Genomic DNA, 23,890 nt, shown 5'->3' on the forward strand with positions numbered 1-23,890 from the left:
AAATTGAGAATTGAAAATTAAAAATTCGAAGATAGGGTGGCTACCAGACGATTGATGATGTCCTGGGCTACTTCTGTTTTCGGTTTCAGGGGATAGTCTGTACGACCTTTCCTGTCGATGATACTTATTTTATTGGTATCATGGCGGAAACCGGCTCCAGCATCATTCAACGAGTTGAGCACGATAAAGTCGAAGTTTTTGCGTTCGAGCTTTCCTTCGGCATTCTGCTGCTCATTATTGGTTTCGAGGGCAAAGCCAACCAATAACTGATTTTTCCCTTTCAGTGCTCCTAAATTGGCAGCGATGTCTTGTGTTGCCTGAAGATGGAGGGTTAGTTCCTCTTCTTTCTCCCGCTTTATCTTCTTGTCGGCCACTGTTTCCGGACGATAATCGGCTACTGCCGCGCAAAGAATACCTGCATCAGCATCTGGAAAATAAATTTGTGCAGCCGCATACATTTCTTCTGCTGATTCCACATCTACACGCCGGATACGGGAATGTTTCGTTTTGAGCTGCACAGGACCTGTTATCAATGTCACCTGTGCTCCACGACGGGCACATTCTTCTGCCAATGCGAATCCCATCTTTCCGGAAGAATAATTACCTATGAAACGCACCGGGTCAATCTTTTCGTAAGTCGGTCCGGCTGTAATCATTACTTTCTTTCCGGATAGTTCGTCACTCGAAGCGAAGAATTCATCCAATACCCGGATGATGTTTTCCGGCTCTTCCATACGTCCCTTTCCTACCAAGTGGCTGGCTAATTCTCCTGTTCCCGGCTCGATAATGTGATTACCGTAGGAACGCAGTATATCCAGATTTTTCTGGGTGGCGGGATGGGCAAACATATCGAGGTCCATTGCCGGAGCAACAAACACGGGAGCTTTTGCCGAAAGATAAGTTGTTATGAGCATATTGTCGGCTATTCCATTGGCCATTTTGCCGATAGTAGAGGCAGTGGCAGGCGCAATCAGTACAGCATCCGCCCACAATCCGAGATCGACGTGGCTATTCCACGTTCCGTCACGCTGGGCAAAAAACTCACTGATGACCGGTTTGCTGGTCAAAGCCGAAAGAGTGATGGGAGTAATAAATTCTTTTCCCGCCGGAGTAATTACGACTTGCACTTCCGCTCCCTGTTTTATCAGTCCGCGAATGATATAGCACGCCTTGTACGCGGCAATACTGCCGGTAATTCCAAGAATTATTTTTTTTCCTTTTAGCATTATTTTGTAATCAAATTACTCATTTCACGCAAACGGATTTTTGTCAATGCCGCCTTAGTGTTCAGCGTGAAATCACTATTCAAAATCCAACTGTAATATCCGGGATCTTTCTTCAAAACCTCGGCTACAGACATTCCTTTATATTTTCCGAAGTTGAATACTTCCACCCCATTATCATCGTACACCATGCGTCCGGCAAAGTCTACATTCTTGCTGAAACTTGAATAATCTGCCAGGAACGCAATATCATTCTGAAGATCGGAGTAACGGTCGAGTTGTGCTTTCAGCACTTCGTAAGTGGCCCGTGTATCTGCTTCGGCAGTGTGTGCATCTTCCAGATTTTTGTCGCAATAGAATTTGTACGCAGCAGACAGGGTGCGTTGTTCCATTTTGTGGAAGATCACCTGCACGTCTACAAATTTGCGTTTCGTCATATCAATGTCCACTCCGGCGCGAAGGAACTCTTCGGCAAGGACAGGAATATCAAAACGATTGGAATTAAATCCTGCCAAATCGCAACCTTCAATGTCCCTGGCTATGTTTTTCGCCACTTCTTTGAAAGTAGGGCAATCGACTACATCGGCATCATAAATACCATGTATAGCAGAAGATGCTTCCGGGATATGCATTTCAGGGTTGATACGTAATGTTTTTGCTTCTTCATTTCCATTCGGATATACTTTCAGATAGCAGATTTCAACAATTCGGTCTGTGTTGATATTGGTTCCAGTTGTTTCTAAATCAAAAAAAACAATGGGATTTTTCAGGTTTAATTTCATTTCTAATTATTTTTTCCACCACAGAGTTCCACAGAGTTCCACAGAGTGTTTTATGTATTTATTGCTCTGTAGAACTCTGTGTTATTTTGCGGTGATTACTATTAATCATTTAGCATCATCGGCATCAGCAGCATCAGCAGGTCTTCGTTTTCTTCCTGCTCTACCGGGATGATTACTCCGGCACGTGAAGGATCTGCCAGTTCGATGATTACTTCGTCTGCTGAAATATTGTTCAGGATGTCGATGAGGAATGTCGATTTGAAACCGATGCTCATTGCTGCACCTGCATACTGGCAAACTTGTGTTTCTTCAGCAGAAGTAGAGAAGTCAATATCTTGTGCGGAAATCACAATCTGGTTTTCCTGCATACGGAGTTTAATCAAACTGCTTGCCTGCGATGAGAAAATAGACACACGACGCAAAGCTCCTACCAACTGTTGACGGTCTACGGTCACTTTGTGCGGGTTGTTCTGCGGAATTACCGAGTTGTAGTTCGGGTAACGTCCTTCAATCAGGCGGCAAACCATCCGGTAGCTTTCGAGCATGAATACAGCATTACGTTCATCGAATTCGATCGTCACTGTGCCTTGTTCTTTCGGCAAAAGATTCTTAAGCAAGGTAGCCGGTTTCTTCGGAAGGATAAAGGCTGCACGCTCGTTACCTTTGGCTGCCAATGTCTTGCAACGTACCAGTTTATGACCGTCTGAAGCAACCATTGTGATGTCTTCTGTGGTAATATCGAAATAAATACCGTTCATCACCGGACGAAGTTCGTCATCGGCAGTAGCAAACACCGAACGGTTGATACCTCCCAGAAGTACACTTGCCTCCATTTCTACACGGACTGCATTATCACCCAGTGTAGCCGATTGCGGGAATTCATCCGCATTCTGCCCCATCAGGCTGTATTTTCCGTTCTGGTACTGCACTGTTATTTCATAATTATCCGGATTGATTTCAAATGTAAGTGGTTGTTCCGGGATTTCTTTCAGTGCATCAAGCAATGTTTTCGCTACTACGGCAAAACGCCCGTTCGTATCGCTTTCATTCACTTCTACGGTAGTCACCATCGTTGTTTCACTGTCGGATACAGTCACAGACAATGTTCCGTCTTCCAATTCGAAGAGGAAACAATCGAGAATTGGCAGCGCATTTTTTGAATTAATCACACGGCTGATGGCCTGTAAATGGCTGGAAAGAGCAGTACTTGAAACGATAAATTTCATATATTTTCGTGTATTTAAGTTTTAAATGTTCTATCGCACAAAGTTACGAAAAAAGATTTGGGCTGCCCAATAAAACAAAAGAAAAAAACAGGCATTGTGTGAGGGATATTACTAAAAAATTGTAACTTCGCCCCAGAATTTAAAATTATCGCAATGGAATTTACAGGAAAAATCATCGCTATCCTCCAGCCCAAAGGAGGAGTTTCAAAAGCTACCGGCAACGAGTGGAAAGCGCAAGAGTTTGTTATCGAAAGTCACGACCAATATCCACGCAAAATGTGCTTCGAAGTATTTGGGGCAGATAAAATAGATCAGTTCAACATTCAAATGGGCGAAGAACTGACTGTTTCATTCGACATCGATTCTAACCAATGGCAAGACCGCTGGTTCAACAGAATCCGTGCATGGAAAGTAGAACGTGTCAGCGCAGGTGCCCCAATGGCTACAGGCGGTTCCGTTCCTCCCGCAGCTCCGTCGGCAATGCCGGAATTTACTCCGGGCGACGCAAAAGACGATCTGCCATTCTAAACCGAAAGTCATTCGTCGGACGAATAAGCATAAAAAAACTCCCGATAGAATTTAATTCTGTCGGGAGTTTTTTTATAGAATGATTGTATATAAACCACGATTTTTATTCTGATTTATATTTCAAAACAATATTGGGATATACTACTCCATCGGTACAGGCAAACTGGACAAAGAGTGTAAAATTACGGAAAAAGTCTGCATTGCGCAGGAAGAAATCCGGTATGAAACGGACGTGATTTTCCGATTGCCGGAACACGTGATCGAAATCCGCCATCAGCATAAAATGATATGAATCAGACAGGTGATCCATGCCCGTCTGATAAGCCATTGCCCCATTAAGCACTTCCCCTTTATCCAGTTGGCGAATATAATGCGACAGGCTATCCTCATCCGGAGCGAGCAACAAACGTCCGCCATAAAATGCTGCATACACATCCAAAGTCGGTTCAACAAAACTGGTCAGTTGTTTAAACAATGTTGTTTGAGGCAACCGATAGACCAAGTATGCCTTATTTACAGTATAACAAAAAGTAATACGGGGAGTTTTTCTTCCTTCATCTGCCGGAGCAGTATTGACAAGGGCACGAAGCATCCTTTCAGCTTCCGTCACATCTGCCACAGACAGGCTCAAGACTGCCGCTGCATCCTGCAACGTATCTTCACGCTGGAAGAGACAGGCAACCAGGTCTTGCCCGGCATTTTCCATCAGATAGCGGGAAAATTCCTTATCTCTATTCTGCACTTCACTCGTGCGGACTGCCCCGTTCTGCTCCTGCGCATTTCCATAAGAAAGCAAAGACGCCCAGTCCGTAATTCCCTGTCTGCTAAAATAGAAAGCAGTGGAGGGCAGTGCTTCACCCGGGAAGCCTTTGACTGATTGCTGCTGGCGAAGTTGGTTTATAAAGGCAAAGCAAGTGTCTGCATCATGAGTGATGCCAGAGAAATAGATAAAATCATCTTTCATCTTCATGTCAAATTCCGTCCATCCCATCATCCCTTTCATACGGGTATAGATTGTGGCGGCCGCTGCACTTTTTTTCGGAGCACGCACTCCTGTAAAGGTAGGGTCATCCGCCAATGATTTGCCACTCTTATATGCATCAATAACATTTTCAATCAGTTTTTTCTGAAAACTTAATGTCATAAAATCAGACGTCAGATAGCAGGCTAGAAAATCACCATCTGCCATCGGGTAAATGATTATTTCCTCTCCTTTGTAAACAAACGTTTTCGGTGGATAAAGCGAAGATATATATTTACGCACAAACCTGTTCACCAATTCCTTATCCCCATTTCCCAATCTGCAATAAAGTACCTGGTTCCGTTCGTTATCCGGTTCGTGGAAACTAATCAGCATCTGATTCATTTGCCGGCTCAAGCCATGGGGAGTATCTTCCGAGAGGGCATAAAGGCTTTGTTTCAGATAAGAAAAAAGTTTGGATACATAAAGATATTGCTGATTTTTACTACAAGTCAGATCATCGACCTCCGCTACAAATTCGAGCACATCATCGGTAACAAATACGGCTGAAGTGGTGGATGGAACCAGTTCATAAAGATTAAAATCTTTCTGCCCTTCGGCCGCCGACAGTCTAAAAAAAGAGTACAATGCGAAACCTGAGCACAAAAGTACAACAGAAGACGTGATCGCTATTTTCACTATCGTACGAAGTTTCATAATATTCGCTGTTTATCGGCTAGGTGCAAAAATAATAATTTCTACAAAGAAAACAAAACTTTTGCTAAAAATTTCACCGATAATCAAAGATAGATATCCAATCCGTCGAATGCCAGGTGAATATTTTCCGGAAGGCTCTTTTCAACCTCCGCGTGCAAGCCCATATCATGACTCATGTGTATAAAGTACGTCTTCTTTGCCTGAATGCGCTGCGCCACTGCCAATGCTTCTTCCAAATTCTGATGAGTAGGATGCGTGGCAATCCGAAGTGCATTCACTACCAAAACATCTATTCCCGCCAATTGTTCATAGGATTCTTCGGGCATGGTCAGCATATCAGTGATATAACCTAATTGCCCGATACGATATCCCAGAATAGGCAATCGGCCATGCATCACACGTAAAGGAAGTACCTCCGTGTGGTTAACAGAAAAGGCCTGTCCCACCGAGATTTCCTGCAAAGGAATGTCAGGAACTCCCGGATAACGATGGTCAACAAAGCAATAGGGCATACGCAAGCGCAAGCCTTGCGCCACATAATTTTCCGCATAAATAGGCACTGAACCAAATCGGCAAAACGGACGCAAATCGTCCAACCCGCCCACATGGTCATAATGTTCATGCGTAATGAGCACACCATCTATCTTCTCAAAAGGAAGATGCAATACCTGTGTCCGGAAATCCGGACCGCAATCTATCAAAATCCGCGCATCATCTGTCTCGACAATAGCAGATGCGCGCAATCGGTTATCTTTCGGATCGGTAGAAGTACAAACCGGACATGTACAGCCGATTTGGGGGACTCCCGTCGATGTTCCACTTCCAATGATTCTTACTTTCACTTGTTTAATTGAGAATTGAAAATTGAGAATTAAAAAATAATAGTTGAGAATGAGAAATTTGGAATTGAGAACGAAAAAAAGAAAGGTTATAGAGTATTTCTACACCTGAACACTTTTCATTATTCATATAGCTATTCTTCATTCTCAATTTTTACTTCTCAATTTATTAAGTTAACTTCCGGATGAATATCAATGCCGAACTTCTCACGGACAGAGGCTCGAACTGCATCTGAAAGCGCAAGGATATCGCTACCTTTTGCTCCACCAAGATTCACTAACACCAATGCTTGTTTATCATGCACGGCAGCCGGGCCTAAAGCCTTACCTTTCCAGCCGCATTGGTCGATCATCCATCCTGCCGGAATTTTTACCCGACCATCCGCCAGTTCATAGTAAGGTATCCGGGGATATTCCTGCTGCAGGGCTTCCAGTTTTTCTTTCGGCACAATGGGATTCATAAAGAAGCTGCCGGCATTCCCCATTACCTTCGGGTCGGGCAACTTGCTCTCACGAATATCAATTATCACTTTCCGTACAACAGAAAGCGTCAATGCCGGATATTTTTCAAGCTCCTGACGAATGGTTCCATAATCTAACGTATAATGTTCTTTTTTACTAAGTCGGAAACGGACATAGGTGACAAAAGCCGACTTGTTTTCCGGGCGTTTAAAGATACTGTTGCGGTAGGTATATCCACACTCTTCCACCGAATAAACGCGTTCTTCAGCTTGAATGTTCACCGTTTCCACAGCTGTTATCAGATCTTTCACTTCAACACCATAAGCTCCGATGTTCTGTACCGCGCTCGCTCCGACCTCACCGGGAATGAGTGACAGGTTCTCCGTTCCATACCATCCATGTTCTACACAACATGCAACGAAGTCATCCCATACTACCCCCGCTCCCACTCGTACCGACACAGAATGCTCATCTTCCTCCGTCACTTCGATTCCTTCAATGCGGGAATGGAGTATCAATCCGTCGTAATCTTTGGTAAACAACAGGTTACTGCCGCCACCAATATGCAAAAAAGGTGTCACAATGGCACCTTGCACAATCAGCTTCTTCAGTTCTTCAACCGAAGAATATTCTAAAAAACGAGCGGCACTGACATCGATGCCGAATGTATTGTAGGGCAAAAGAGAATACATATATTTTTAGTTATAAGTTATACTGTTATAGTGCGTCGTAACCTGTATCAGATACTTGTATCTTCAAACTTATACAATTCCCATTCTCCGGCTTTCCGGCGGAAATAAAGGATATTGGAAAAACCATTTCCGATACCTTTCAACGCCAGGATTTTCGTGGGCGAATCATCGTCATTCCGCTGTCCGTAATTAATATTAGAAAGGCGGTCGACAGGAAGTACCGGTTTGAAGGCAAACCACTGATTAAGGTCGAGGGTTGTCTCCAGAATAGAGAAATCATCGTCCGGATCGGTGGTTACAAAAGCCAACGGCTCCCGCACACGCTGACTCTGAAAAAGACTATCCGTTGCAAAATGTCCGAAAAACTCAACAAAGTTTTCATTATCACTTTGCTCAATGGGTCGCAGGTTGATTGCCTCCAGTATCCATGCACCTTTGATACGTTCAAAATAGTATCTTTTTACCATTCGTGTTTTCACGAACATCCACTCTACCTGCACAGAAGTGAGGGAGGTATCTCCTACTAAATCCATGTCTTCTTCTCTATCAAACAGCAGTGTATAATAATGCTGCTTGGTAAACAAGTCATCATGCTTCCAGTTGCGTTCCTCGATGTTTGACTTCTTATCTCCATTGTAGTAGGGCAATGGAAATTTTACACGCTGACGCTGTAACACATCATCGGAAGCAAAATTGTAGATAAAATCATCGAAAGATTCATCTGCCTGTATAGGCTGCGGATCTTCCGGCGATTTATCATGGTGGCTAGAATCGGCTATCTGCCGGATTGAATCCACCTCTTTAGTAATAGATGCGAAGGGGTCAATATTTGCTTTCTTGTTTCCACAAGAGCTCAATATACCGAGCAGTATGACCCCTGCAATTAGTTTTTTCATTATTTCAGTTTCTCTCTTAACTTTTCAAGCATATCCACCGTCATGCTTTCCAAATTGTAGGCCGGCTTCCATCCCCACTCTTCACGAGCACAGGTATCATCCAGACTATCGGGCCAGCTATCGGCTATGCGCTGTTTCAAAGGATCTATATCATAGATCATCTCAAACTGCGGCACATGCTTCTTGATAGCCTGATATATCGTTTCCGGGTCGAAACTCATGGAAGCGATATTGAAAGCATTGCGGTGTATCAATCTTGCCGGATCGGCTTCCATCAGCGTGATTGCTGCATTCAGCGCATCCGGCATGTACATCATATCCATTAAAGTGCCTTGCTTAATGGGGCACACAAACTTTTCTCCTTTCACTGCCGAGTAGTAAATATCGACAGCATAATCGGTCGTACCTCCTCCCGGAGGGGTCACATTCGAAATAATGCCCGGAAAACGGACAGCACGGGTATCGACACCGTATTTATTAAAATAGTAATCACTCAACAACTCTGTTGTTACTTTAGTGACTCCATACATGGTACGCGGACGTTGAATAGTGTCCTGCGGTGTTTTCGTGTGAGGCGTACTAGCTCCAAACGAACCGATAGAACTCGGAGTAAACACTGCGCACCCTTGTTCACGTGCCACTTCCAGCACATTCCACAATCCATCGATACCTATTTTCCAAGCCAGCTTGGGTTTCGACTCGGCAACTACGGACAACAGAGCAGCCAAATTATAAATCGTATCGATGTGATACTCTTTTACTACAGATGCAATCGCCTCGCCGTCCGTTACATCAGCTATTGCCGACGGTCCCGACTCCTTTAATTCCCCTTTAGGTTCTGCACCCGGAATATAACCAGCTACTACATTTGCATTTCCGTAACGTTTCCGTAGCTCCATCGTTAGCTCCGACCCTATCTGTCCGGTAGCTCCAATAATCAAAATGTGTTCCATTTTTTCTTCTGACTTAGAATATCAAGCTTAAATAGTGCGCAAAGTAAGCACTTTTTTTTCAGATTTTAATCAAAAAGACATTGTTATTCCAAGAAAAATTGTGTCCTTTGCAATATAACTTAATCACCCAAACACTATGTACGGTAAAATGCAAGAATATCTCCGCCAAACATTGGCTGAAATCAAGGAAGCCGGACTTTATAAAGAAGAACGACTGATTGAAAGTGCGCAGCAAGCTGCCATCACTGTAAAAGGTAAGGAAGTATTAAACTTCTGCGCAAACAACTATCTAGGATTGTCCAATCATCCCCGATTAATCAAGGCTTCGCAGGAAATGATGAATAACCGTGGATACGGAATGTCGTCCGTCCGTTTCATTTGTGGAACACAAGATATACACAAAGAACTGGAAGCTGCCATCTCGGACTATTTCCAGACTGAAGACACAATTCTGTATGCTGCCTGCTTCGACGCTAACGGCGGTGTATTCGAACCACTTTTCTCTGAAGAGGATGCCATTATCTCGGACTCGCTAAACCACGCTTCTATCATTGACGGGGTACGTCTTTGCAAAGCGAAACGTTACCGTTATGCCAATGCTGACATGAAAGACTTGGAAAGATGTCTGCAAGAAGCGCAGGCGCAACGTTTCCGTATTGTTGTTACGGACGGTGTGTTCTCAATGGATGGCAACGTAGCCCCGATGGATCGGATTTGTGATCTTGCCGAGAAATACGATGCGTTGGTAATGGTGGATGAATCCCACTCTGCCGGTGTGGTAGGTGCCACAGGTCATGGCGTAAGCGAGTTGTATAAGACTCACGGACGTGTAGATATTTATACCGGAACGTTGGGTAAGGCTTTCGGCGGTGCACTGGGAGGATTTACCACCGGACGTAAAGAAATCATTGATTTACTCCGTCAACGCAGTCGCCCGTATTTGTTCTCCAACTCATTGGCTCCGGGTATCATCGGTGCAAGTCTTGAAGTTTTCAAGATGCTGAAAGAGAGCAATGCCCTGCATGACAAGTTGGTTGAAAATGTAAACTACTTCCGTGATAAGATGACGGCTGCCGGATTTGATATTAAACCGACGCAAAGTGCTATTTGTGCGGTAATGCTGTATGATGCGAAACTGTCTCAAATTTATGCTGCACGCATGCAGGAAGAAGGAATCTATGTGACAGGTTTCTACTATCCGGTAGTGCCGAAAGATCAGGCCCGCATCCGTGTACAGATTTCTGCAGGACACGAAAAAGCACATCTTGACAAGTGTATCGCTGCATTTATCAAGGTAGGCAAAGAGCTTAACGTATTGAAAACGGAATAACTTCGAAGCAAGGTTTCCTTGCGGAATCTATATTTTAGGCACGGATTACACAGAATACACAGATTTCACGTATCTTACACAGTTGCTTTATAACAAGCATCATTCTAAAAAATGTATAATACGTGAAATCTATGTAATCTGCGCCTAAAATTTTCTTTTATAAAATGAATTTTGAACCGCTACTTGACTATAAAAATAGATTATGGAAGAACTGACTCTCACTACTCCTGCCCTACTTTTCTCGGCAGTTTCATTGATTTTACTGGCTTACACCAACCGTTTCTTATCGTATGCCCAACTTGTACGCCAACTGCGTGACCGCTACGTGGAGAATCCTTCGGATATCACTGAAGCTCAAATCGAGAATTTACGGAAACGGTTAAACCTGACCCGTACAATGCAAGGACTGGGTATTGCAAGCCTTTTTCTCTGCGTAGTCAGTATGTTTCTTATTTATATCGGACTGCAATTATTTTCTGCTTACGTCTTCGGACTGGCACTGATTCTGTTGATAGCTTCTCTAGGCGTATCTTTCCGCGAAATACAGATTTCCACCCGTTCACTGGAGATTTACTTGGGAACAATGGAGAAAGGGAAAAACAAGAAATAATACGGTTGGCATTCCCTTCCATTAGTTTTTATCAAGACACTACCCGGCAAGGAAGGATGACCGTAAAGCGACTTCCCTTGCCTACTTCGGATTTGAGTTCAATCCTTCCACCCAACTTTTCTATAATCACCTGACAAATAGAAAGTCCCAATCCTGCTCCCTGTGAGAATTCGTTCTGTTTGTAGAAACGGCTAAAAATCATCCGTTGTTCTTCGCGTGGAATACCTCTTCCTGTATCTTCTACATAAATTCGCACATTACCTTCATCCGGCAGATAAATATACCCTAATTTGATATATCCGGTTTCCGTAAACTTACTGGCATTATTCAAGAAGTTTGTTAGAACTTGTATCAAACGCTCTCTATCCACATTAATTTCCAAAGGTATATTATCTACTTCTTTCAGGAATTCCAGGCGTGGAGCAATCAATACCTGGTGAGTCATATAAATGTCATCAATCAGCTCTCTCACTCTACATTTCTTGAATGAGAAAGACATATAGCCTGATTCGATACGGGAAAGCTCCAGAATATCGTTAATCAGTTTGAGCAGCAACTCGCTGTTCTTATTAATAGTACCGATATATTCTTCGCGTTCTACGGAACTCAATCCATCTTCCAATGCCAGAATATTGGCAAAACCAACAATCGAATTGAGCGGAGTACGTATCTCATGGCTCATATTTGCCAGAAATGATTGTTTCAATTCTGCCTTTTCAGCGAGTAAGCGTGCAGCTTCCAGTTCCTCCTCACGATCTTTTATATCCTGTATGTTGAGCAATAAACCTGCTGTTTTATATTCGCCACCCGGTAGCTGTTTAGTAGTATAACGAAACTCCCACCACTGATATCCTTTGCCGTCGAAGTTACAACGCACCTGTACTACTTTCTTTTGGGCTGTTTTCAGATTTCTCCAGTTGAACTTCACGCCCTCCCACTGGTTGGGGTGAATAAAACTCACGAATTCTTTAAAAGAAAGTTGCCTGGGGGCTAATCCTAGGGAGTGCCAAAATGCATCTTCAAAAATAAAACGACCTTCATCCAACCTCCAAACATACGTCATTCCACCTTCAATGGCTAATGACAAAGTCTCCTTTTCATCAGCTAATGCAATAAGCGCCTGTTTTTTTCTCGTCTGTTCCCGAAGGTATAACCACCAAAGCGAAGCAAAGAGAAATGTCAGGAAAAGAACTAATGAAGCGACTAAAGTTCCCCATAGAAATGGATACTTGTCTCTGAACGGGATATTGATAATGCTATATTTTGCAGGAATACTTTCCTTGCCCAAGCCTATTTGTTTCATTGTATTCCAGTCTACGACATACTCTTTCCGACTTTCAACAATGGGTATATCCGAGGGGCTTGTGCCATGTAATATGCGAACGGCAGTTTTCACCTCTTCTTCTACCTGAATAGGCAGCGAAGTGATGTATCCACCCAACAACTTCTCACCAAACCCAAAGGCTTCATTAATGGCTGTCAGACTAGGACTACCACAGATACTCCCAATATTAATAGTGGTGTAATCACGTTTCAACTGGATATAACATTGATCGCGGTAACTCCTGTTCAAAACCCACATAAAAGTAGCATCCGAATGGTTTCTGGCATTACGCAAAGGAATAGCCATGAAGCGGGTATAGCCTTCTTCCTGCACCAAACGTATCTGTTCTTCAGGAGAAAGTTCGGGATTATCTATGAATCCGGTCACTTTATGTCCTTTAAACTGTTCCTTTGCATCTCTTCTGATTTGTCTGTCAATATAGGTAGTATCGAGCATGGTAAACAAACGAACGTGCTCACCGAAAAGCTCTTTTGCTACACTGATATTCTCATTAAAGGCTATCTTGTCATGAAAGCCAGTCACATTGGGATGATGTTTCAGTAATCCCCAATTCGGATAATTGACACCACCAAAAACCACAGGCACTTCTTTCGCCAACTGAATCCCGCATTTCATCAATGAATAAGTAGCCTGGTCTTCATTCACCAGAATCACTTCCGGCCGCCAGTCTCTCGATACGGAATCAACCAGAAAGCGCATCCGTTCGAGTTCCGGTTCCTCCCAATAGGACTCACAGTCTAAATAAACGGTACGAATATCAGCATCAATTTTCTCTTTTTCAAATTGCTCCGCTATCATCCGGTTAAATTCCGGATAAGCCGCATAAGTCTCCTCATAAGAGTGGACAACTAAAATACGTCGTTCCTCTTTTTGAGAACAACTACTCACCCCTAAAAGGAGCAATAAAGATAAAAGGAGCAATCTTATAATTCCTCTGTTCAAACCATTCATTTATAATAACTGGGATTAATTTCTCTCTGACTCGTAATACAAAGGTAGTTTATTTTCGAACATAAGCCAAATAAGTGAAAAAAAAGAAGCTGCCTGAACAGGAATTCAGGCAGCTTCTATCATATATTAAAGAACTATTTTTCAGAGTAGTATCATTAACGCTGTCCCAATTGTGAGTCTACAAAGAAAATTCCGGTATCACCAGCTTTCTTGATTTTATCAACAATGCCTTGCGCAGTAGCTTCTTCTTCTACTTGTTCGCGAACAAATCCCCACAAGAAATCCTGTGTTGCTTTATCTTTTTCAGCAGCAGCTACGTCTACCAGCTTGTCTACCAATTGAGAAACATGACATTCATGTTTGTATACGTGTTCGAATACTTCCAGAGGAGTACCCCATCCATTAGGAACAACATCTATTTTATCAACTTTAGCAGTTCCTCCACGTTTGATGATATAGTCTGCCATGGCATAAGCGTGTTCCATTTCTTCCTGGGACTGCTTTTTCATCCAATGAGCAAATCCACTGAAACCTTCTCTCTCAAAATAGAAAGACATTGCTAAATACAGGTTAGCAGACCACATTTCAGCAGTAATCTGTTCGTTAATTGCATTCTGTAATTTTTCTGAAATCATAATCGTATTTTTTATTAAGTTGTTAATGTAGTTTCTTTTTGAACTCATTACAAAAATAACAAGCTTTCAGTTAAAATTGTTCCATGCACCCTATATTTTTAAACTACATTCACATTTTGATTGTAGCGGTTCATTTTTTACTTACACCAGTTCGTCGGAAGTATATCCTTTCGGCAATTCACGACAGTTGTATCCGGAAGCCATTATTTCACCATAAGCACCAGCAGAGCGAAGGGCTATCAAGTCACCGCGCTTCACTTTGTTCAGGTCAATTGCTTTTCCGAAAACATCAGACGATTCACAGATCGGTCCTACTACATCGTATGCCTCCAATGGTTCTTCGGAAGTAATATTTTCCATTTTATGGAATGCCTGATACAGAGCCGGACGGATAAGGTCGGTCATACCTGCATCCAGGATGGCAAATTTCTTCCGTGTGCCTTGTTTTACATACAAAACCTTAGAGATTAAGGAACCGCACTGTCCTACAACTGCACGTCCCAATTCAAAATGCAAGGTCTGATAAGGACGCAATTTCAGTTGTCCGGCATAGGTAGCAAAGTAATCCTTGAAGTTCGGAATAGCCTGACGATTGGGATGTCCGTAGTCAATTCCCAAACCACCTCCTACATTAATATGTTCTACCAGAATTCTGCGAGCTTCCAGTTTATCCTGTAATTCATTGACACGATTACAGAGAGCTACAAAATCGCCCATATCCAGAATCTGTGAACCGATATGGAAGTGAAGCCCGATAAACTTTACGTTTTTCATCTCCTGTGCCACATCTATCACCTTGTCCATATCCTGCATGCTGATACCGAATTTGTTTTCTGCCAAACCGGTAGTGATATTTGCGTGAGTATGTGCGCCTACATCCGGATTGATACGGAAAGCAACATTAGCCACCTTATTTTGAGCAGCAGCCAATTCATTGATTACTTCCAGTTCGGGGATAGACTCTACATTAAAACAGAAGATGCCGTACTCCAGCCCGAGATTAATTTCCCAGTCTGCTTTACCGACTCCTGCAAAAACAACTTTATTGGCCGGAAATCCTGCACGGATAGCGGCACGAATTTCTCCACCGCTCACACAGTCGGCTCCCATTCCACTCTCACGAATGATGGTAAGTACTTTCGGGTTAGCATTTGCTTTGACAGCGTAATGCACTGAATAATTAGGATATTTGGCAACCTCATGGTTAATAGCCGACAATGTATCGCGCAGCACTTTGGTATCGTAATAATAGAAAGGTGTCTGCAAAGTGCGGAATTTATCGATTGGAAATATTCCCTTCATAATTCGAAAAACTTGTTTAGTTGGTTAAAAAAGAGCGCTTTTATCAGTTCGGTAAAAGCGCTCGTATTATTTGTGGAATTATTTGCCGTTGAAAAGCATATCGCTCAACGATTGTAAAGCTACTTTCTTATCACACTCCCGAATGAGGAAGGAGATGTTGTAGTTACTTCCTCCAAACGAGATCATTCGCACCGGTATATCGCGCATCGCATCGAGTGCTTTCGCTTCAAAACCGACATTTTCCCATTCAAGGTCACCTACAACGCAGATGATACACATTTCTTTATCAACGGTTACTGTTCCGTATTTCTTCAGGTCATCCAGAATCTCATTAAGATGTTTCGTGTTATCTATCGTAACAGATACACCGACCTCTGACGTACAGATCATATCGATAGATGTCTGATAGCTTTCGAAAATTTCGAACACCTTACGCAAGAAACCATGAGCCAATAACATGCGGCTGGATTTAATCTTAATAGCAGTGATGTTATCTTTTGCAGCTACTGCCTTGATCTTGCCTTTTTCCGTGTCGTTAGAAATCAGTGTGCCCGGAGCCTCCGGATCCATTGTGTTCAACAGGCGGACAGGGATATTGGCATATTTAGCTGGCTGAATACAAGTAGGGTGCAGAATCTTTGCACCGAAATAAGCCAACTCGGCTGCTTCTTCGAAGTGCAGCTGACGTACCGGAGCGGTCTTGTCAACAATACGCGGGTCGTTATTGTGCATACCGTCGATATCTGTCCAGATCTGGATTTCGGAAGCGTTCACTGCTGCTCCGATCAGAGAAGCGGTGTAGTCGCTACCACCACGTTGCAGGTTGTCTATCTCACCGTAAGCATTGCGGCAGATGAAACCTTGCGTAATGTAGATTTCCGTATCCGGATAAAGATCGAGTTGAACACGCAACTTATCCTTAATATATACGGGATCCGGTTCTGCATTCTTATCAGTACGCATGAATTCCAAAGCCGGAAGCAACACGGACTTCACACCACATTCCTGCAGGTAGAAGTTTACCATCGCCGTAGAGATAAGCTCTCCCTGTGCCAAAACCACTTTCTCTTCGAACAAAGTGAAAAGGTCTTTAGTATAGGAGCGGATGTAGTCGAAGTGGGATTTGACAACTTCAAGACCTTTCTGTTTATATTCCTGGGTTGCAAAAAGCTCATCAATATGCTGTTTATATTTTGCTTCCAGCTTATTAATAATCTCGTTGGCACCCTCCGGATTCTTCTTATACAGATAGTCCGAAATTTCCACCAATGTGTTTGTTGTTCCTGACATAGCAGAAAGAACAACAATCTTCTGTTCACCATCGGTAATCAATTTGGCTACTTCCTTCATGCGCTGAGCAGAACCTACGGAAGTTCCTCCAAACTTTAAAACTTTCATTTTCGTTACTGTTTTAGTTATCTATATTTAAATCTATTTCTATTGTTCTCTGTCTGGGCATGTATTCATCGGTCACATCTACAATCTGATGGTCGGCACAACGATATACCCTGCCCGGATAATCTTTCAGCAGTTGCAAATTGTGCGTCGTCATCACTACCGATGAGCCGGATTCGCAGATATTGTGCAACAATTCAACGATGGCTTTACCTGTTTCCACATCCAGATTTCCGGTTGGTTCATCCGCCAGGATGATAGCCGGAGAATTGAGTACGGCACGTGCAATCACAATGCGCTGCTGTTCGCCACCGGAAAGTTCGTTCGGAAGTTTATAGCCTTTGTTGGACATTCCCACCAGTTGAAGCACTTCTTCAATGCGATCCTGTATCTCCTGTTTGTTTTTCCAGCCTGTGGCACGAAGCACAAATTCCAGGTTATTATATACAGTACGGTCTGTGAGCAGCTGAAAATCCTGGAATACAATGCCTAACTTGCGGCGCAGTTGCGGGATATGCTTACGTTTGATAGATCGCATATTATAACCCAGCACTTCCGCTTCACCGTCAATTACATCCAGTTCGCCATAAAGAGTCTTGAGCAGACTCGTTTTTCCCGAGCCTACTTTTCCGATCAAATAGACAAACTCTCCTTTGTGCAATTCCAGATTTACATCACTTAGCACACAGAGTTCCTGTTGATGGATTTCTACGTTCTTATATTGTATCAACGCCCCGTCATCCATGCCGACTCCCGTTTTTATTTTTAATTTCTAATCTTTACTTATTAATGCTTCTTCCATGTACTGCTATGTCTTTCCTGCAGTTCACGTGCAAGATCTTCAATGCGATAGCCTTTTGAAGCAAGCAATACAATCATGTGATAAATGAGGTCGGCACCTTCGTAGATCAAACGTTCGTCAGTACCGTTCGTAGCTTCGATCACTGTTTCCACAGCCTCTTCACCTACTTTTTGAGCCATCTTATTGATTCCTGACTCAAACAGGCTGGTTGTATAAGAACCTTCAGGCATTTCTTCGTGACGCTTGTCTATGAAGTCCTGCAATGCTTTCAGGAACATGACCGGTTCTTCGTTTTTCTCACCCCAACAAGTGTCTGTACCTGTATGACACACAGGGCCTACCGGATCTACTTGAATCAGTAATGTATCATTGTCGCAATCAGCCTTTATAGATACAACATGAAGGAAGTTACCGCTTTCTTCGCCTTTTGTCCATAAACGATTCTTCGTACGGCTAAAGAATGTAACTTTTCCGGTTTCTACCGTTTTATCATAAGCTTCTTTATTCATGAACCCCAGCATCAAGACCTTACGTGTCTCGTTGTCCTGTATGATAGCCGGAACGAGTCCGTTCATTTTATCGAAATCCAATTCCATTTTTATATAAGTTCTAATTACTATTTCAATTTACAATTACTATCTATCGCCTACGAATGTTTTTTTACCTGATGGTAATTCCTTCGCCGCAAAGATACGATTTTAATTCGGGAATTTTAATTTCTCCGAAGTGAAAAACACTGGCAGCCAATGCAGCATCTGCCTTTCCCTGTAAAAAGACATCACGGAAGTGCTCCTTACAGCCTGCACCTCCCGAAGCTATGATGGGAATGGAGAGTTGATCCGCTAAAGCGGCAAGTGCTTCATTTGCATAACCGGCTTTTACACCATCGTGATTCATGCTTGTGAAGAGTATTTCTCCTGCTCCGCGTTCCTGTGCCTCTTTGGTCCACTCGAACAGGTCTTTATCCGTTTCGATACGTCCTCCGTTCAGGTAACATTTCCAACCGTTTTCGGTCTGTTTGGCATCTACAGCCAACACACAAACCTGTGAGCCGAAATTCTTTGCTATCTCGTCAACCAACCGGGGATTACAGATAGCGGAAGAATTGATAGAAATCTTATCTGCTCCTGCATTCAGCAGACGGTCTACATCACTTAATTCATTGATTCCACCGCCTACGGTAAATGGGATATTGATATTAGCAGCAATCCGTTTTACCAATTCCGTAAAAGTCTTACGTCCTTCATGGCTTGCAGTAATGTCCAGAAAAACAAGTTCATCTGCCCCCTGTTCACTGTAAGCACGACCTAGCTCCACCGGATCACCAGCTTGGCGCAAGTTGACAAAATTCGTTCCTTTCACGGTTTGTCCGTCTTTTATATCCAGACAAGGTACTATTCTTTTTGCTAACACAATCCTATTTTATTTATTGTTCAACAATTTATAATCTATATTCCTAAAGCTTGATTCTTATCTTCCTTATAATAAAGGTATCCTATTTATTCAGATACGCTCATTATAGAAAAATTCTCAAATCTTGTAAGGTGATATGTCCTTCGTATAATGCCTTACCGAAAATAACTCCGGGAACACCAGCCTCATCTAAGGCAACAATATCATCCACCTTGCTCACCCCGCCACTAGCCATCAGATAAAGGTCAGGGAATTTCGCCAGCATCTCTTTATATAAATCAATAGAAGGGCCACTCAACATTCCGTCACAGCTAATATCCGTACAGATTACTTTTCGTATCCCCTTATCTATATAATTTTCGAGAAATGGAAAAAGTTCACAGGCACTTTCATCTTTCCAACCATTGACGGCTATCTTATGATCTTTTACATCTGCCCCCAAAATAATCTTCTCACTGCCGTATATTTCCAGCCAATGACAGAATAATTCCGGATCTTTCACCGCAATGCTTCCTCCGGTTACCATCTGCGCACCGCTCTCAAAAGCAATTTTCAAATCTTCATCACTCTTTACTCCCCCACCAAAATCTATGACGAGAGAAGTGCGTGCAGCAATCTGTTCCAACACCCGATAGTTAACAACATGATGAGAAGCAGCACCGTCCAAGTCTACCACATGAAGCCTGCGAACACCGTTCGCTTCAAACTCCTTAGCAACTTCCACCGGATTCTCATTATACACCTTTTTACTATCGTAATCTCCCTGGGAAAGGCGTACGCACTTTCCGTCAATAATATCAATGGCTGGAATAATTTCTATCATCTATTTACTATTTGTATCTTAGAGGTTTAAAAAGTTTGTCAGAATCTTCTCTCCTGTCTTACCACTTTTCTCCGGATGGAACTGGGTAGCATAAAAGTTATCTTTATGCAGCGCAGCACTGAACGGGTGAATATAGTCAGTTGTAGCAGCAGTAAAGTCGCAGGTCGGCACATAGAAGCTATGCACAAAATAGACAAACTCTTCTTCGGTGAACCCTTCAAACAATTTGCTATTCGTTTTTCCAATGGTGTTCCATCCCATGTGCGGCACTTTATCTTCATGTTTCTGCGGGACAAAACGTTTCACATCCACATCAAAGATATTCAAACAATCGACTTCTCCTTCTTCGGAATACCGACACATCAACTGCATGCCGAGACAAATTCCAAATACAGGCTGACGGAGATTCTTTATCAGTTCGTCCAGTCCCGTTGCTTTCAAGTGGTTCATGGTAGTTTCCGCCTCTCCTACTCCGGGAAAAATAACTTTATCAGCCGATTGGAGTTCTTCTTTATCAGCAGTAATCACCGCTTCTACCCCCAACCGTTTTAAAGCATAATCCACAGAACGAATATTGCCGGCATTGTATTTTACAACTGCTACTTTCATCAGCTAAATATTACTGTTTTATTTTTATAAGCCAAAACTTTGCGCTCGATGTGCTTCTGCACTGCACGCGAAAGAACGATTTTTTCCAAATCCTTTCCTTTATTTACGAGGTCTTCAATAGCATCTTTATGAGTGATGCGCACTACATCCTGTTCAATAATCGGTCCGGCATCCAGTTCTGTCGTTACATAATGACTAGTTGCACCAATAATTTTCACCCCTCTCTGGAAAGCTGCGTGATAAGGCTTTGCCCCTACAAACGCAGGAAGGAAAGAGTGATGAATATTGATAATCTTATTCGGATAAGCATTAATCATCTGTTCGGAGATCACCTGCATATAGCGTGCCAATACAATAAATGTAATCTTATGTTTGGCAAGCAGTTCCATCTCTTTGCGTTCCTGTTCTTCTTTCGTCTCCTTGGTGATAGGGAACAGATAGAAAGGAATTCCGAAACGTTCTGCTACGTGCTGCAAATCCGGATGGTTACTTATAATAAGAGGTATCTCTACATTCCATTCTCCTGCCGTATACCGGGCTAGCATATCGAAAAGACAATGTGACAGCTTGGATACGAAAATAGCCATACGTGGTTTTACATCAGAAAAATAAAGACGGAAATCCATTTCATATTTTTGCCCGTAGAGTGTTCTGAAATAATCTTCAATTTTTTCCTGTGGAACCAGAAAATCTTTCAGTTCCCATTCAATACGCATGAAGAAGATGTTCTCTACATGATCTACATACTGATCCAGATAGATAATATTTCCTTTGTTTACCGTAATAAAGTCTGTCACTTCCGCAAGGATTCCCGGTTTGTCGGGACAGTGCAATAACAGTTTGGCTGTTGTCATCATTCTTTTTACTAATTAACGATTCTAGGCAGATTATTTTCTACCTTTCTAATTTTAGTCCGCAAAAATAACGATTTATTGCAAAATTACGAATTATTCAAGCAGAAAGTTGATATAAAAACGGTGATTTCTTACAGATAGAAAGATATCGGGAGTTATTTTCAATGAAAAGAATGACAAACTTTAGGATAGTGACGCCATTGCCTTCGGATAGTGACGGTATTCCATCGTGATAGCGTCACTATAATGACCGGATACCGTCACTATCCGATCAGAAGAAAAACGAATATTTTTTTTCATTACAAAAGTACTCAAAATGAGACACTAAGCATTTTTCTCGTTTTTTCTTGAAAAAAACTTTTCTCAAAACGCTTGCAGGTTTACAAAAAACAACTACCTTTGCACCCGCAATCGAGAGAGATGCAGATTAATAAATTGAAATTCTGGTGCGTTAGTTCAGTTGGTTAGAATACATGCCTGTCACGCATGGGGTCACGGGTTCGAGTCCCGTACGCACCGCTTCTTTCATTAAGAAGCAAAGAGAATAGAAATGAGTTAATCCAATTAAAATTTGGTGCGTTAGTTCAGTTGGTTAGAATACATGCCTGTCACGCATGGGGTCACGGGTTCGAGTCCCGTACGCACCGCAAAGGAGAATGAGTAAAATCATTTTCCTTTTTTATTGATAATAAATGCTTATCTAATTCACAGTTCTATCTAATAGAAAAAAAGAAATTCTCAACGACCTACCTGCCGTTGCTGTTCTGCATTATATCGGTCTCCTATAACAGGAATAGCTACAACGGCATCCTCCAATTCTTTCCACTCCTCGGGCGAAAGAGCAAAAGACAACGTATATAGGTTTTCCTCGAGATGTGACAGTTTCGTCGTTCCGGGAATTGGCACGATCCAAGGTGCTTTCTGCAACAGCCAGCCGAGTGCTACTTGCGCCGAGGTCATGCCTCGCGTGCGGCCAAAAGCTTGTAGAACATTCACGATACGGGTATTCATCCGCATCGCTTCCGGCTGAAAACGTGGCAAGGTCTGGCGGTTATCATTGTTCGGATCAAAAACCGTGTATTCATTGATACAACCACCCAGAAAACCGCGATTTAACGGACTGTATGGAACAAAACCGATACCCAATTCCCGACAGGTGTCGAGCACTCCGTTTTCTTCCACCAAACGATGCATCAAATGATATTCACTTTGAATCGCTGTGAGCGGACATACAGCATGAGCCTTGCGAATACTCTCGGCACTCACTTCACACATTCCCCAACGCTGCACCTTCCCTTCTTTCATCAGGTCGGCGATAGTCGATGCTACCTCTTCCACCGGAGTATCCGGATCAGCACGGTGCTGGTAAAACATGGGAAGTGAATCAAGTCGGAGGCGACGGAGTGACTCTTCACAATAACGACGGATGGTTTCCGGGCGGCTGTTCTGACGCCCCGTGGCTTTTCCGTTAATTACCTCATGTCCGAATTTAGTCGTTACGTTAATCCGGCCTTTAAATTCGGATAATGCTTCCCCGGCTAGTTCTTCATTCGTTAGCGGTCCATAGATAATGGCGGTGTCGAAGAGCGTAATGCCACGATCTACCGCTTCATGCAACAAGCGGATGCACTGTTTCTTATCCGGATGTTGACTGCGGTTGTAAGTCATCCCCATCACACCGAAACCAAGTGCCGATACTTCGAAAGCCGCCTTACCTGTACCCAATACTCGATGCTCTCTGATACGTGCAATTCCATTATCAGTACGGGATGTTTCGGGTTGCTTCGTTTCAGATGCAAAAACCTTATCCAATCCAGTCGGCACAGCCAATGCTGCTCCCGCCAGTGCCGTCGCCTTGAGAAATCCGCGACGGCTAATATTCATTTTATTGTTCTCTTCCATAAATTTACGTTTTTATATTACTCCTTTCGCCCACTCTCCGGCTTGCTTAACGCTTCCGTTCAACAACTGCCCTTCTCCCCATGTAATTTTTGGATAAAGTTTCTTGAGTTGTTTTACACTATTAGTTATCGAGCTTCCTCCGGAAGTAGCGAATGGAATAACGGTTTTACCGGAGAAATCATATTTCTCAAGGAATGTGTTGACCGGACGCGGACATAAATTCCACCATATCGGGTAACCAAGGAATACCACGTCGTAATCTTTCAGTTCAAGCGCTTCTCCACCCAATTCCGGACGTGAATTTTCAGTCGTCATTTCAATTGAACTACGGCTACTCTTGTTGTTCCAGTCGAGATCTGCCGAGGTATAGGCCGTAGCGGGAGTTATCCGGTAAAGTTTTCCGCCAACCGTTTTTGCAATGGCATCGGCAGCTTTTTCTGTAGTTCCAGTACAAGAGAAATAGGCAACCAGGATTTTCTTATCGGACTGTACATTAGTATCCGTTATCTGATTCTGCGCTTTTGATGAGCAGCTAAAGCAAAGGAGACTCATAAATATGAATATAATCTGTTTCATTTTATTTTGATTTTAAATATTTCTTATCACTAATTAGCTTAGACATTATCACGTTGGAGTAACC

Annotated in this window: 23 protein-coding genes and 2 tRNA genes; 5 read left to right on the forward strand and 20 right to left on the reverse strand. The window is 42.8% G+C overall.

Going from position 1 to position 23,890, the window contains the following annotated elements; all coding sequences use genetic code 11:
• Window positions 1-17: 17 nt before the first annotated feature.
• The 3 genes from coaBC to dnaN all read right to left on the reverse strand — a co-directional run bounded on the left by coaBC (window position 18) and on the right by dnaN (window position 3,231).
• A complete protein-coding gene (coaBC, locus tag H8796_RS21320; protein WP_117934912.1) occupies window positions 18-1,226 on the reverse strand; it encodes a bifunctional phosphopantothenoylcysteine decarboxylase/phosphopantothenate--cysteine ligase CoaBC in 1,209 nt (402 codons plus the stop codon).
• Window positions 1,226-2,005 carry a 3'-5' exonuclease gene (locus tag H8796_RS21325; protein ID WP_004297028.1) on the reverse strand — a complete coding sequence of 260 codons (780 nt, stop codon included), beginning with the start codon at window positions 2,003-2,005 and terminating at the stop codon, window positions 1,226-1,228. The genes coaBC and H8796_RS21325 overlap by 1 nt, the downstream gene beginning before the upstream one ends.
• A 101-nt stretch (window positions 2,006-2,106) precedes the next feature.
• The gene (gene dnaN, locus H8796_RS21330; RefSeq protein ID WP_009000039.1) at window positions 2,107-3,231 is read right to left on the reverse strand and encodes a DNA polymerase III subunit beta; all 1,125 of its coding nucleotides are present in this window, start codon (window positions 3,229-3,231) and stop codon (window positions 2,107-2,109) included.
• A 153-nt stretch (window positions 3,232-3,384) separates the two neighbouring features.
• Here dnaN and H8796_RS21335 point away from each other — a divergent pair, with 153 nt between their 5' ends.
• Complete coding sequence (locus H8796_RS21335) at window positions 3,385-3,759, forward strand: DUF3127 domain-containing protein (protein ID WP_009000038.1); 375 nt, start codon at window positions 3,385-3,387, stop codon at window positions 3,757-3,759.
• 103 nt (window positions 3,760-3,862) lie between these two features.
• On the opposite strand, the gene H8796_RS21340 is transcribed toward H8796_RS21335, so the two are convergent.
• The 5 genes from H8796_RS21340 to H8796_RS21360 all read right to left on the reverse strand — a co-directional run bounded on the left by H8796_RS21340 (window position 3,863) and on the right by H8796_RS21360 (window position 9,279).
• Complete coding sequence (locus H8796_RS21340) at window positions 3,863-5,437, reverse strand: DUF3352 domain-containing protein (RefSeq protein ID WP_117934914.1); 1,575 nt, start codon at window positions 5,435-5,437, stop codon at window positions 3,863-3,865.
• A gap of 83 nt (window positions 5,438-5,520) precedes the next feature.
• Window positions 5,521-6,279, reverse strand: a complete 759-nt coding sequence (locus tag H8796_RS21345; RefSeq protein ID WP_117934916.1) for an MBL fold metallo-hydrolase — start codon at window positions 6,277-6,279, stop codon at window positions 5,521-5,523.
• Window positions 6,280-6,437: 158 nt separating this feature from the next.
• Entirely contained in the window at window positions 6,438-7,430 is a 993-nt protein-coding gene (murB, locus tag H8796_RS21350) for a UDP-N-acetylmuramate dehydrogenase (RefSeq protein WP_117934918.1), read from the reverse strand.
• A gap of 47 nt (window positions 7,431-7,477) precedes the next feature.
• Window positions 7,478-8,326 carry a DUF4348 domain-containing protein gene (locus H8796_RS21355; protein WP_117934920.1) on the reverse strand — a complete coding sequence of 283 codons (849 nt, stop codon included), beginning with the start codon at window positions 8,324-8,326 and terminating at the stop codon, window positions 7,478-7,480.
• Complete coding sequence (locus H8796_RS21360) at window positions 8,326-9,279, reverse strand: NAD-dependent epimerase/dehydratase family protein (protein WP_004311497.1); 954 nt, start codon at window positions 9,277-9,279, stop codon at window positions 8,326-8,328. Before H8796_RS21360 ends, H8796_RS21355 begins: the two co-directional genes overlap by 1 nt.
• Window positions 9,280-9,415: 136 nt before the next feature.
• Between H8796_RS21360 and kbl the strand changes: the two genes are divergently transcribed.
• Both kbl and H8796_RS21370 read left to right on the forward strand, forming a co-directional pair.
• Window positions 9,416-10,609 carry a glycine C-acetyltransferase gene (kbl, locus tag H8796_RS21365; RefSeq protein ID WP_117934922.1) on the forward strand — a complete coding sequence of 398 codons (1,194 nt, stop codon included), beginning with the start codon at window positions 9,416-9,418 and terminating at the stop codon, window positions 10,607-10,609.
• Between the two features lie 202 nt (window positions 10,610-10,811).
• Entirely contained in the window at window positions 10,812-11,219 is a 408-nt protein-coding gene (locus H8796_RS21370; RefSeq protein WP_004304023.1) for a DUF2721 domain-containing protein, read from the forward strand.
• 31 nt (window positions 11,220-11,250) lie between these two features.
• On the opposite strand, the gene H8796_RS21375 is transcribed toward H8796_RS21370, so the two are convergent.
• The 10 genes from H8796_RS21375 to purU all read right to left on the reverse strand — a co-directional run bounded on the left by H8796_RS21375 (window position 11,251) and on the right by purU (window position 21,351).
• Window positions 11,251-13,515, reverse strand: a complete 2,265-nt coding sequence (locus H8796_RS21375) for a sensor histidine kinase (RefSeq protein WP_117934924.1) — start codon at window positions 13,513-13,515, stop codon at window positions 11,251-11,253.
• A 155-nt stretch (window positions 13,516-13,670) separates the two neighbouring features.
• Window positions 13,671-14,150 (reverse strand): ferritin, encoded by a 480-nt coding sequence (locus H8796_RS21380; protein ID WP_117934926.1) that lies wholly within the window; start codon window positions 14,148-14,150, stop codon window positions 13,671-13,673.
• Between the two features lie 141 nt (window positions 14,151-14,291).
• A complete protein-coding gene (lysA, locus tag H8796_RS21385; protein ID WP_004304026.1) occupies window positions 14,292-15,452 on the reverse strand; it encodes a diaminopimelate decarboxylase in 1,161 nt (386 codons plus the stop codon).
• A 78-nt stretch (window positions 15,453-15,530) separates the two neighbouring features.
• Window positions 15,531-16,850 (reverse strand): aspartate kinase, encoded by a 1,320-nt coding sequence (locus H8796_RS21390; protein ID WP_117934928.1) that lies wholly within the window; start codon window positions 16,848-16,850, stop codon window positions 15,531-15,533.
• Window positions 16,851-16,863: 13 nt separating this feature from the next.
• Window positions 16,864-17,592 (reverse strand): cell division ATP-binding protein FtsE, encoded by a 729-nt coding sequence (locus tag H8796_RS21395; RefSeq protein ID WP_004304028.1) that lies wholly within the window; start codon window positions 17,590-17,592, stop codon window positions 16,864-16,866.
• 41 nt (window positions 17,593-17,633) lie between these two features.
• A complete protein-coding gene (hisIE, locus tag H8796_RS21400) occupies window positions 17,634-18,245 on the reverse strand; it encodes a bifunctional phosphoribosyl-AMP cyclohydrolase/phosphoribosyl-ATP diphosphatase HisIE (protein ID WP_117934930.1) in 612 nt (203 codons plus the stop codon).
• Between the two features lie 64 nt (window positions 18,246-18,309).
• Window positions 18,310-19,062, reverse strand: coding sequence for an imidazole glycerol phosphate synthase subunit HisF (hisF, locus tag H8796_RS21405; RefSeq protein ID WP_117934931.1), 753 nt, complete (start codon window positions 19,060-19,062; stop codon window positions 18,310-18,312).
• A gap of 103 nt (window positions 19,063-19,165) precedes the next feature.
• The gene (gene hisA / locus H8796_RS21410; protein WP_117934933.1) at window positions 19,166-19,885 is read right to left on the reverse strand and encodes a 1-(5-phosphoribosyl)-5-[(5-phosphoribosylamino)methylideneamino]imidazole-4-carboxamide isomerase; all 720 of its coding nucleotides are present in this window, start codon (window positions 19,883-19,885) and stop codon (window positions 19,166-19,168) included.
• An 18-nt stretch (window positions 19,886-19,903) separates the two neighbouring features.
• Window positions 19,904-20,494, reverse strand: a complete 591-nt coding sequence (hisH, locus tag H8796_RS21415) for an imidazole glycerol phosphate synthase subunit HisH (RefSeq protein WP_008643438.1) — start codon at window positions 20,492-20,494, stop codon at window positions 19,904-19,906.
• Window positions 20,494-21,351: a formyltetrahydrofolate deformylase gene (gene purU, locus H8796_RS21420; protein ID WP_004297049.1), complete on the reverse strand. Its 858-nt coding sequence runs from the start codon at window positions 21,349-21,351 to the stop codon at window positions 20,494-20,496. The genes hisH and purU overlap by 1 nt, the downstream gene beginning before the upstream one ends.
• A 442-nt stretch (window positions 21,352-21,793) precedes the next feature.
• Between purU and H8796_RS21425 the strand changes: the two genes are divergently transcribed.
• Both H8796_RS21425 and H8796_RS21430 read left to right on the forward strand, forming a co-directional pair.
• Window positions 21,794-21,867, forward strand: a tRNA-Asp gene (locus tag H8796_RS21425).
• A gap of 54 nt (window positions 21,868-21,921) precedes the next feature.
• Window positions 21,922-21,995: transfer RNA gene (locus H8796_RS21430), tRNA-Asp, on the forward strand.
• A gap of 91 nt (window positions 21,996-22,086) precedes the next feature.
• Here the strand turns inward: H8796_RS21430 and H8796_RS21435 are convergent.
• Together H8796_RS21435 and H8796_RS21440 are read right to left on the reverse strand one after the other, a co-directional pair.
• Window positions 22,087-23,250 carry an aldo/keto reductase gene (locus tag H8796_RS21435; protein ID WP_117934935.1) on the reverse strand — a complete coding sequence of 388 codons (1,164 nt, stop codon included), beginning with the start codon at window positions 23,248-23,250 and terminating at the stop codon, window positions 22,087-22,089.
• A 12-nt stretch (window positions 23,251-23,262) separates the two neighbouring features.
• Complete coding sequence (locus tag H8796_RS21440; protein WP_117934937.1) at window positions 23,263-23,826, reverse strand: flavodoxin; 564 nt, start codon at window positions 23,824-23,826, stop codon at window positions 23,263-23,265.
• Window positions 23,827-23,890: the final 64 nt, after the last annotated feature.

The organism is Bacteroides sp. M10 (assembly GCF_014334015.1).
Lineage (GTDB): Bacteria > Bacteroidota > Bacteroidia > Bacteroidales > Bacteroidaceae > Bacteroides > Bacteroides intestinigallinarum.

Coding starts and splice junctions, on each gene's coding strand:
- coaBC (WP_117934912.1), bottom strand. CDS start 1,226: ATGCTAAAAGGAAAAAAAATAATTCTTGGAATTACCGGCAGTATTGCC.
- H8796_RS21325 (WP_004297028.1), bottom strand. CDS start 2,005: ATGAAATTAAACCTGAAAAATCCCATTGTTTTTTTTGATTTAGAAACA.
- dnaN (WP_009000039.1), bottom strand. CDS start 3,231: ATGAAATTTATCGTTTCAAGTACTGCTCTTTCCAGCCATTTACAGGCC.
- H8796_RS21335 (WP_009000038.1), top strand. CDS start 3,385: ATGGAATTTACAGGAAAAATCATCGCTATCCTCCAGCCCAAAGGAGGA.
- H8796_RS21340 (WP_117934914.1), bottom strand. CDS start 5,437: ATGAAACTTCGTACGATAGTGAAAATAGCGATCACGTCTTCTGTTGTA.
- murB (WP_117934918.1), bottom strand. CDS start 7,430: ATGTATTCTCTTTTGCCCTACAATACATTCGGCATCGATGTCAGTGCC.
- H8796_RS21355 (WP_117934920.1), bottom strand. CDS start 8,326: ATGAAAAAACTAATTGCAGGGGTCATACTGCTCGGTATATTGAGCTCT.
- H8796_RS21360 (WP_004311497.1), bottom strand. CDS start 9,279: ATGGAACACATTTTGATTATTGGAGCTACCGGACAGATAGGGTCGGAG.
- kbl (WP_117934922.1), top strand. CDS start 9,416: ATGTACGGTAAAATGCAAGAATATCTCCGCCAAACATTGGCTGAAATC.
- H8796_RS21370 (WP_004304023.1), top strand. CDS start 10,812: ATGGAAGAACTGACTCTCACTACTCCTGCCCTACTTTTCTCGGCAGTT.
- H8796_RS21375 (WP_117934924.1), bottom strand. CDS start 13,515: ATGAATGGTTTGAACAGAGGAATTATAAGATTGCTCCTTTTATCTTTA.
- H8796_RS21380 (WP_117934926.1), bottom strand. CDS start 14,150: ATGATTTCAGAAAAATTACAGAATGCAATTAACGAACAGATTACTGCT.
- lysA (WP_004304026.1), bottom strand. CDS start 15,452: ATGAAGGGAATATTTCCAATCGATAAATTCCGCACTTTGCAGACACCT.
- H8796_RS21390 (WP_117934928.1), bottom strand. CDS start 16,850: ATGAAAGTTTTAAAGTTTGGAGGAACTTCCGTAGGTTCTGCTCAGCGC.
- H8796_RS21395 (WP_004304028.1), bottom strand. CDS start 17,592: ATGGATGACGGGGCGTTGATACAATATAAGAACGTAGAAATCCATCAA.
- hisIE (WP_117934930.1), bottom strand. CDS start 18,245: ATGGAATTGGATTTCGATAAAATGAACGGACTCGTTCCGGCTATCATA.
- hisA (WP_117934933.1), bottom strand. CDS start 19,885: ATGATAGAAATTATTCCAGCCATTGATATTATTGACGGAAAGTGCGTA.
- hisH (WP_008643438.1), bottom strand. CDS start 20,494: ATGAAAGTAGCAGTTGTAAAATACAATGCCGGCAATATTCGTTCTGTG.
- purU (WP_004297049.1), bottom strand. CDS start 21,351: ATGATGACAACAGCCAAACTGTTATTGCACTGTCCCGACAAACCGGGA.
- H8796_RS21435 (WP_117934935.1), bottom strand. CDS start 23,250: ATGGAAGAGAACAATAAAATGAATATTAGCCGTCGCGGATTTCTCAAG.
- H8796_RS21440 (WP_117934937.1), bottom strand. CDS start 23,826: ATGAAACAGATTATATTCATATTTATGAGTCTCCTTTGCTTTAGCTGC.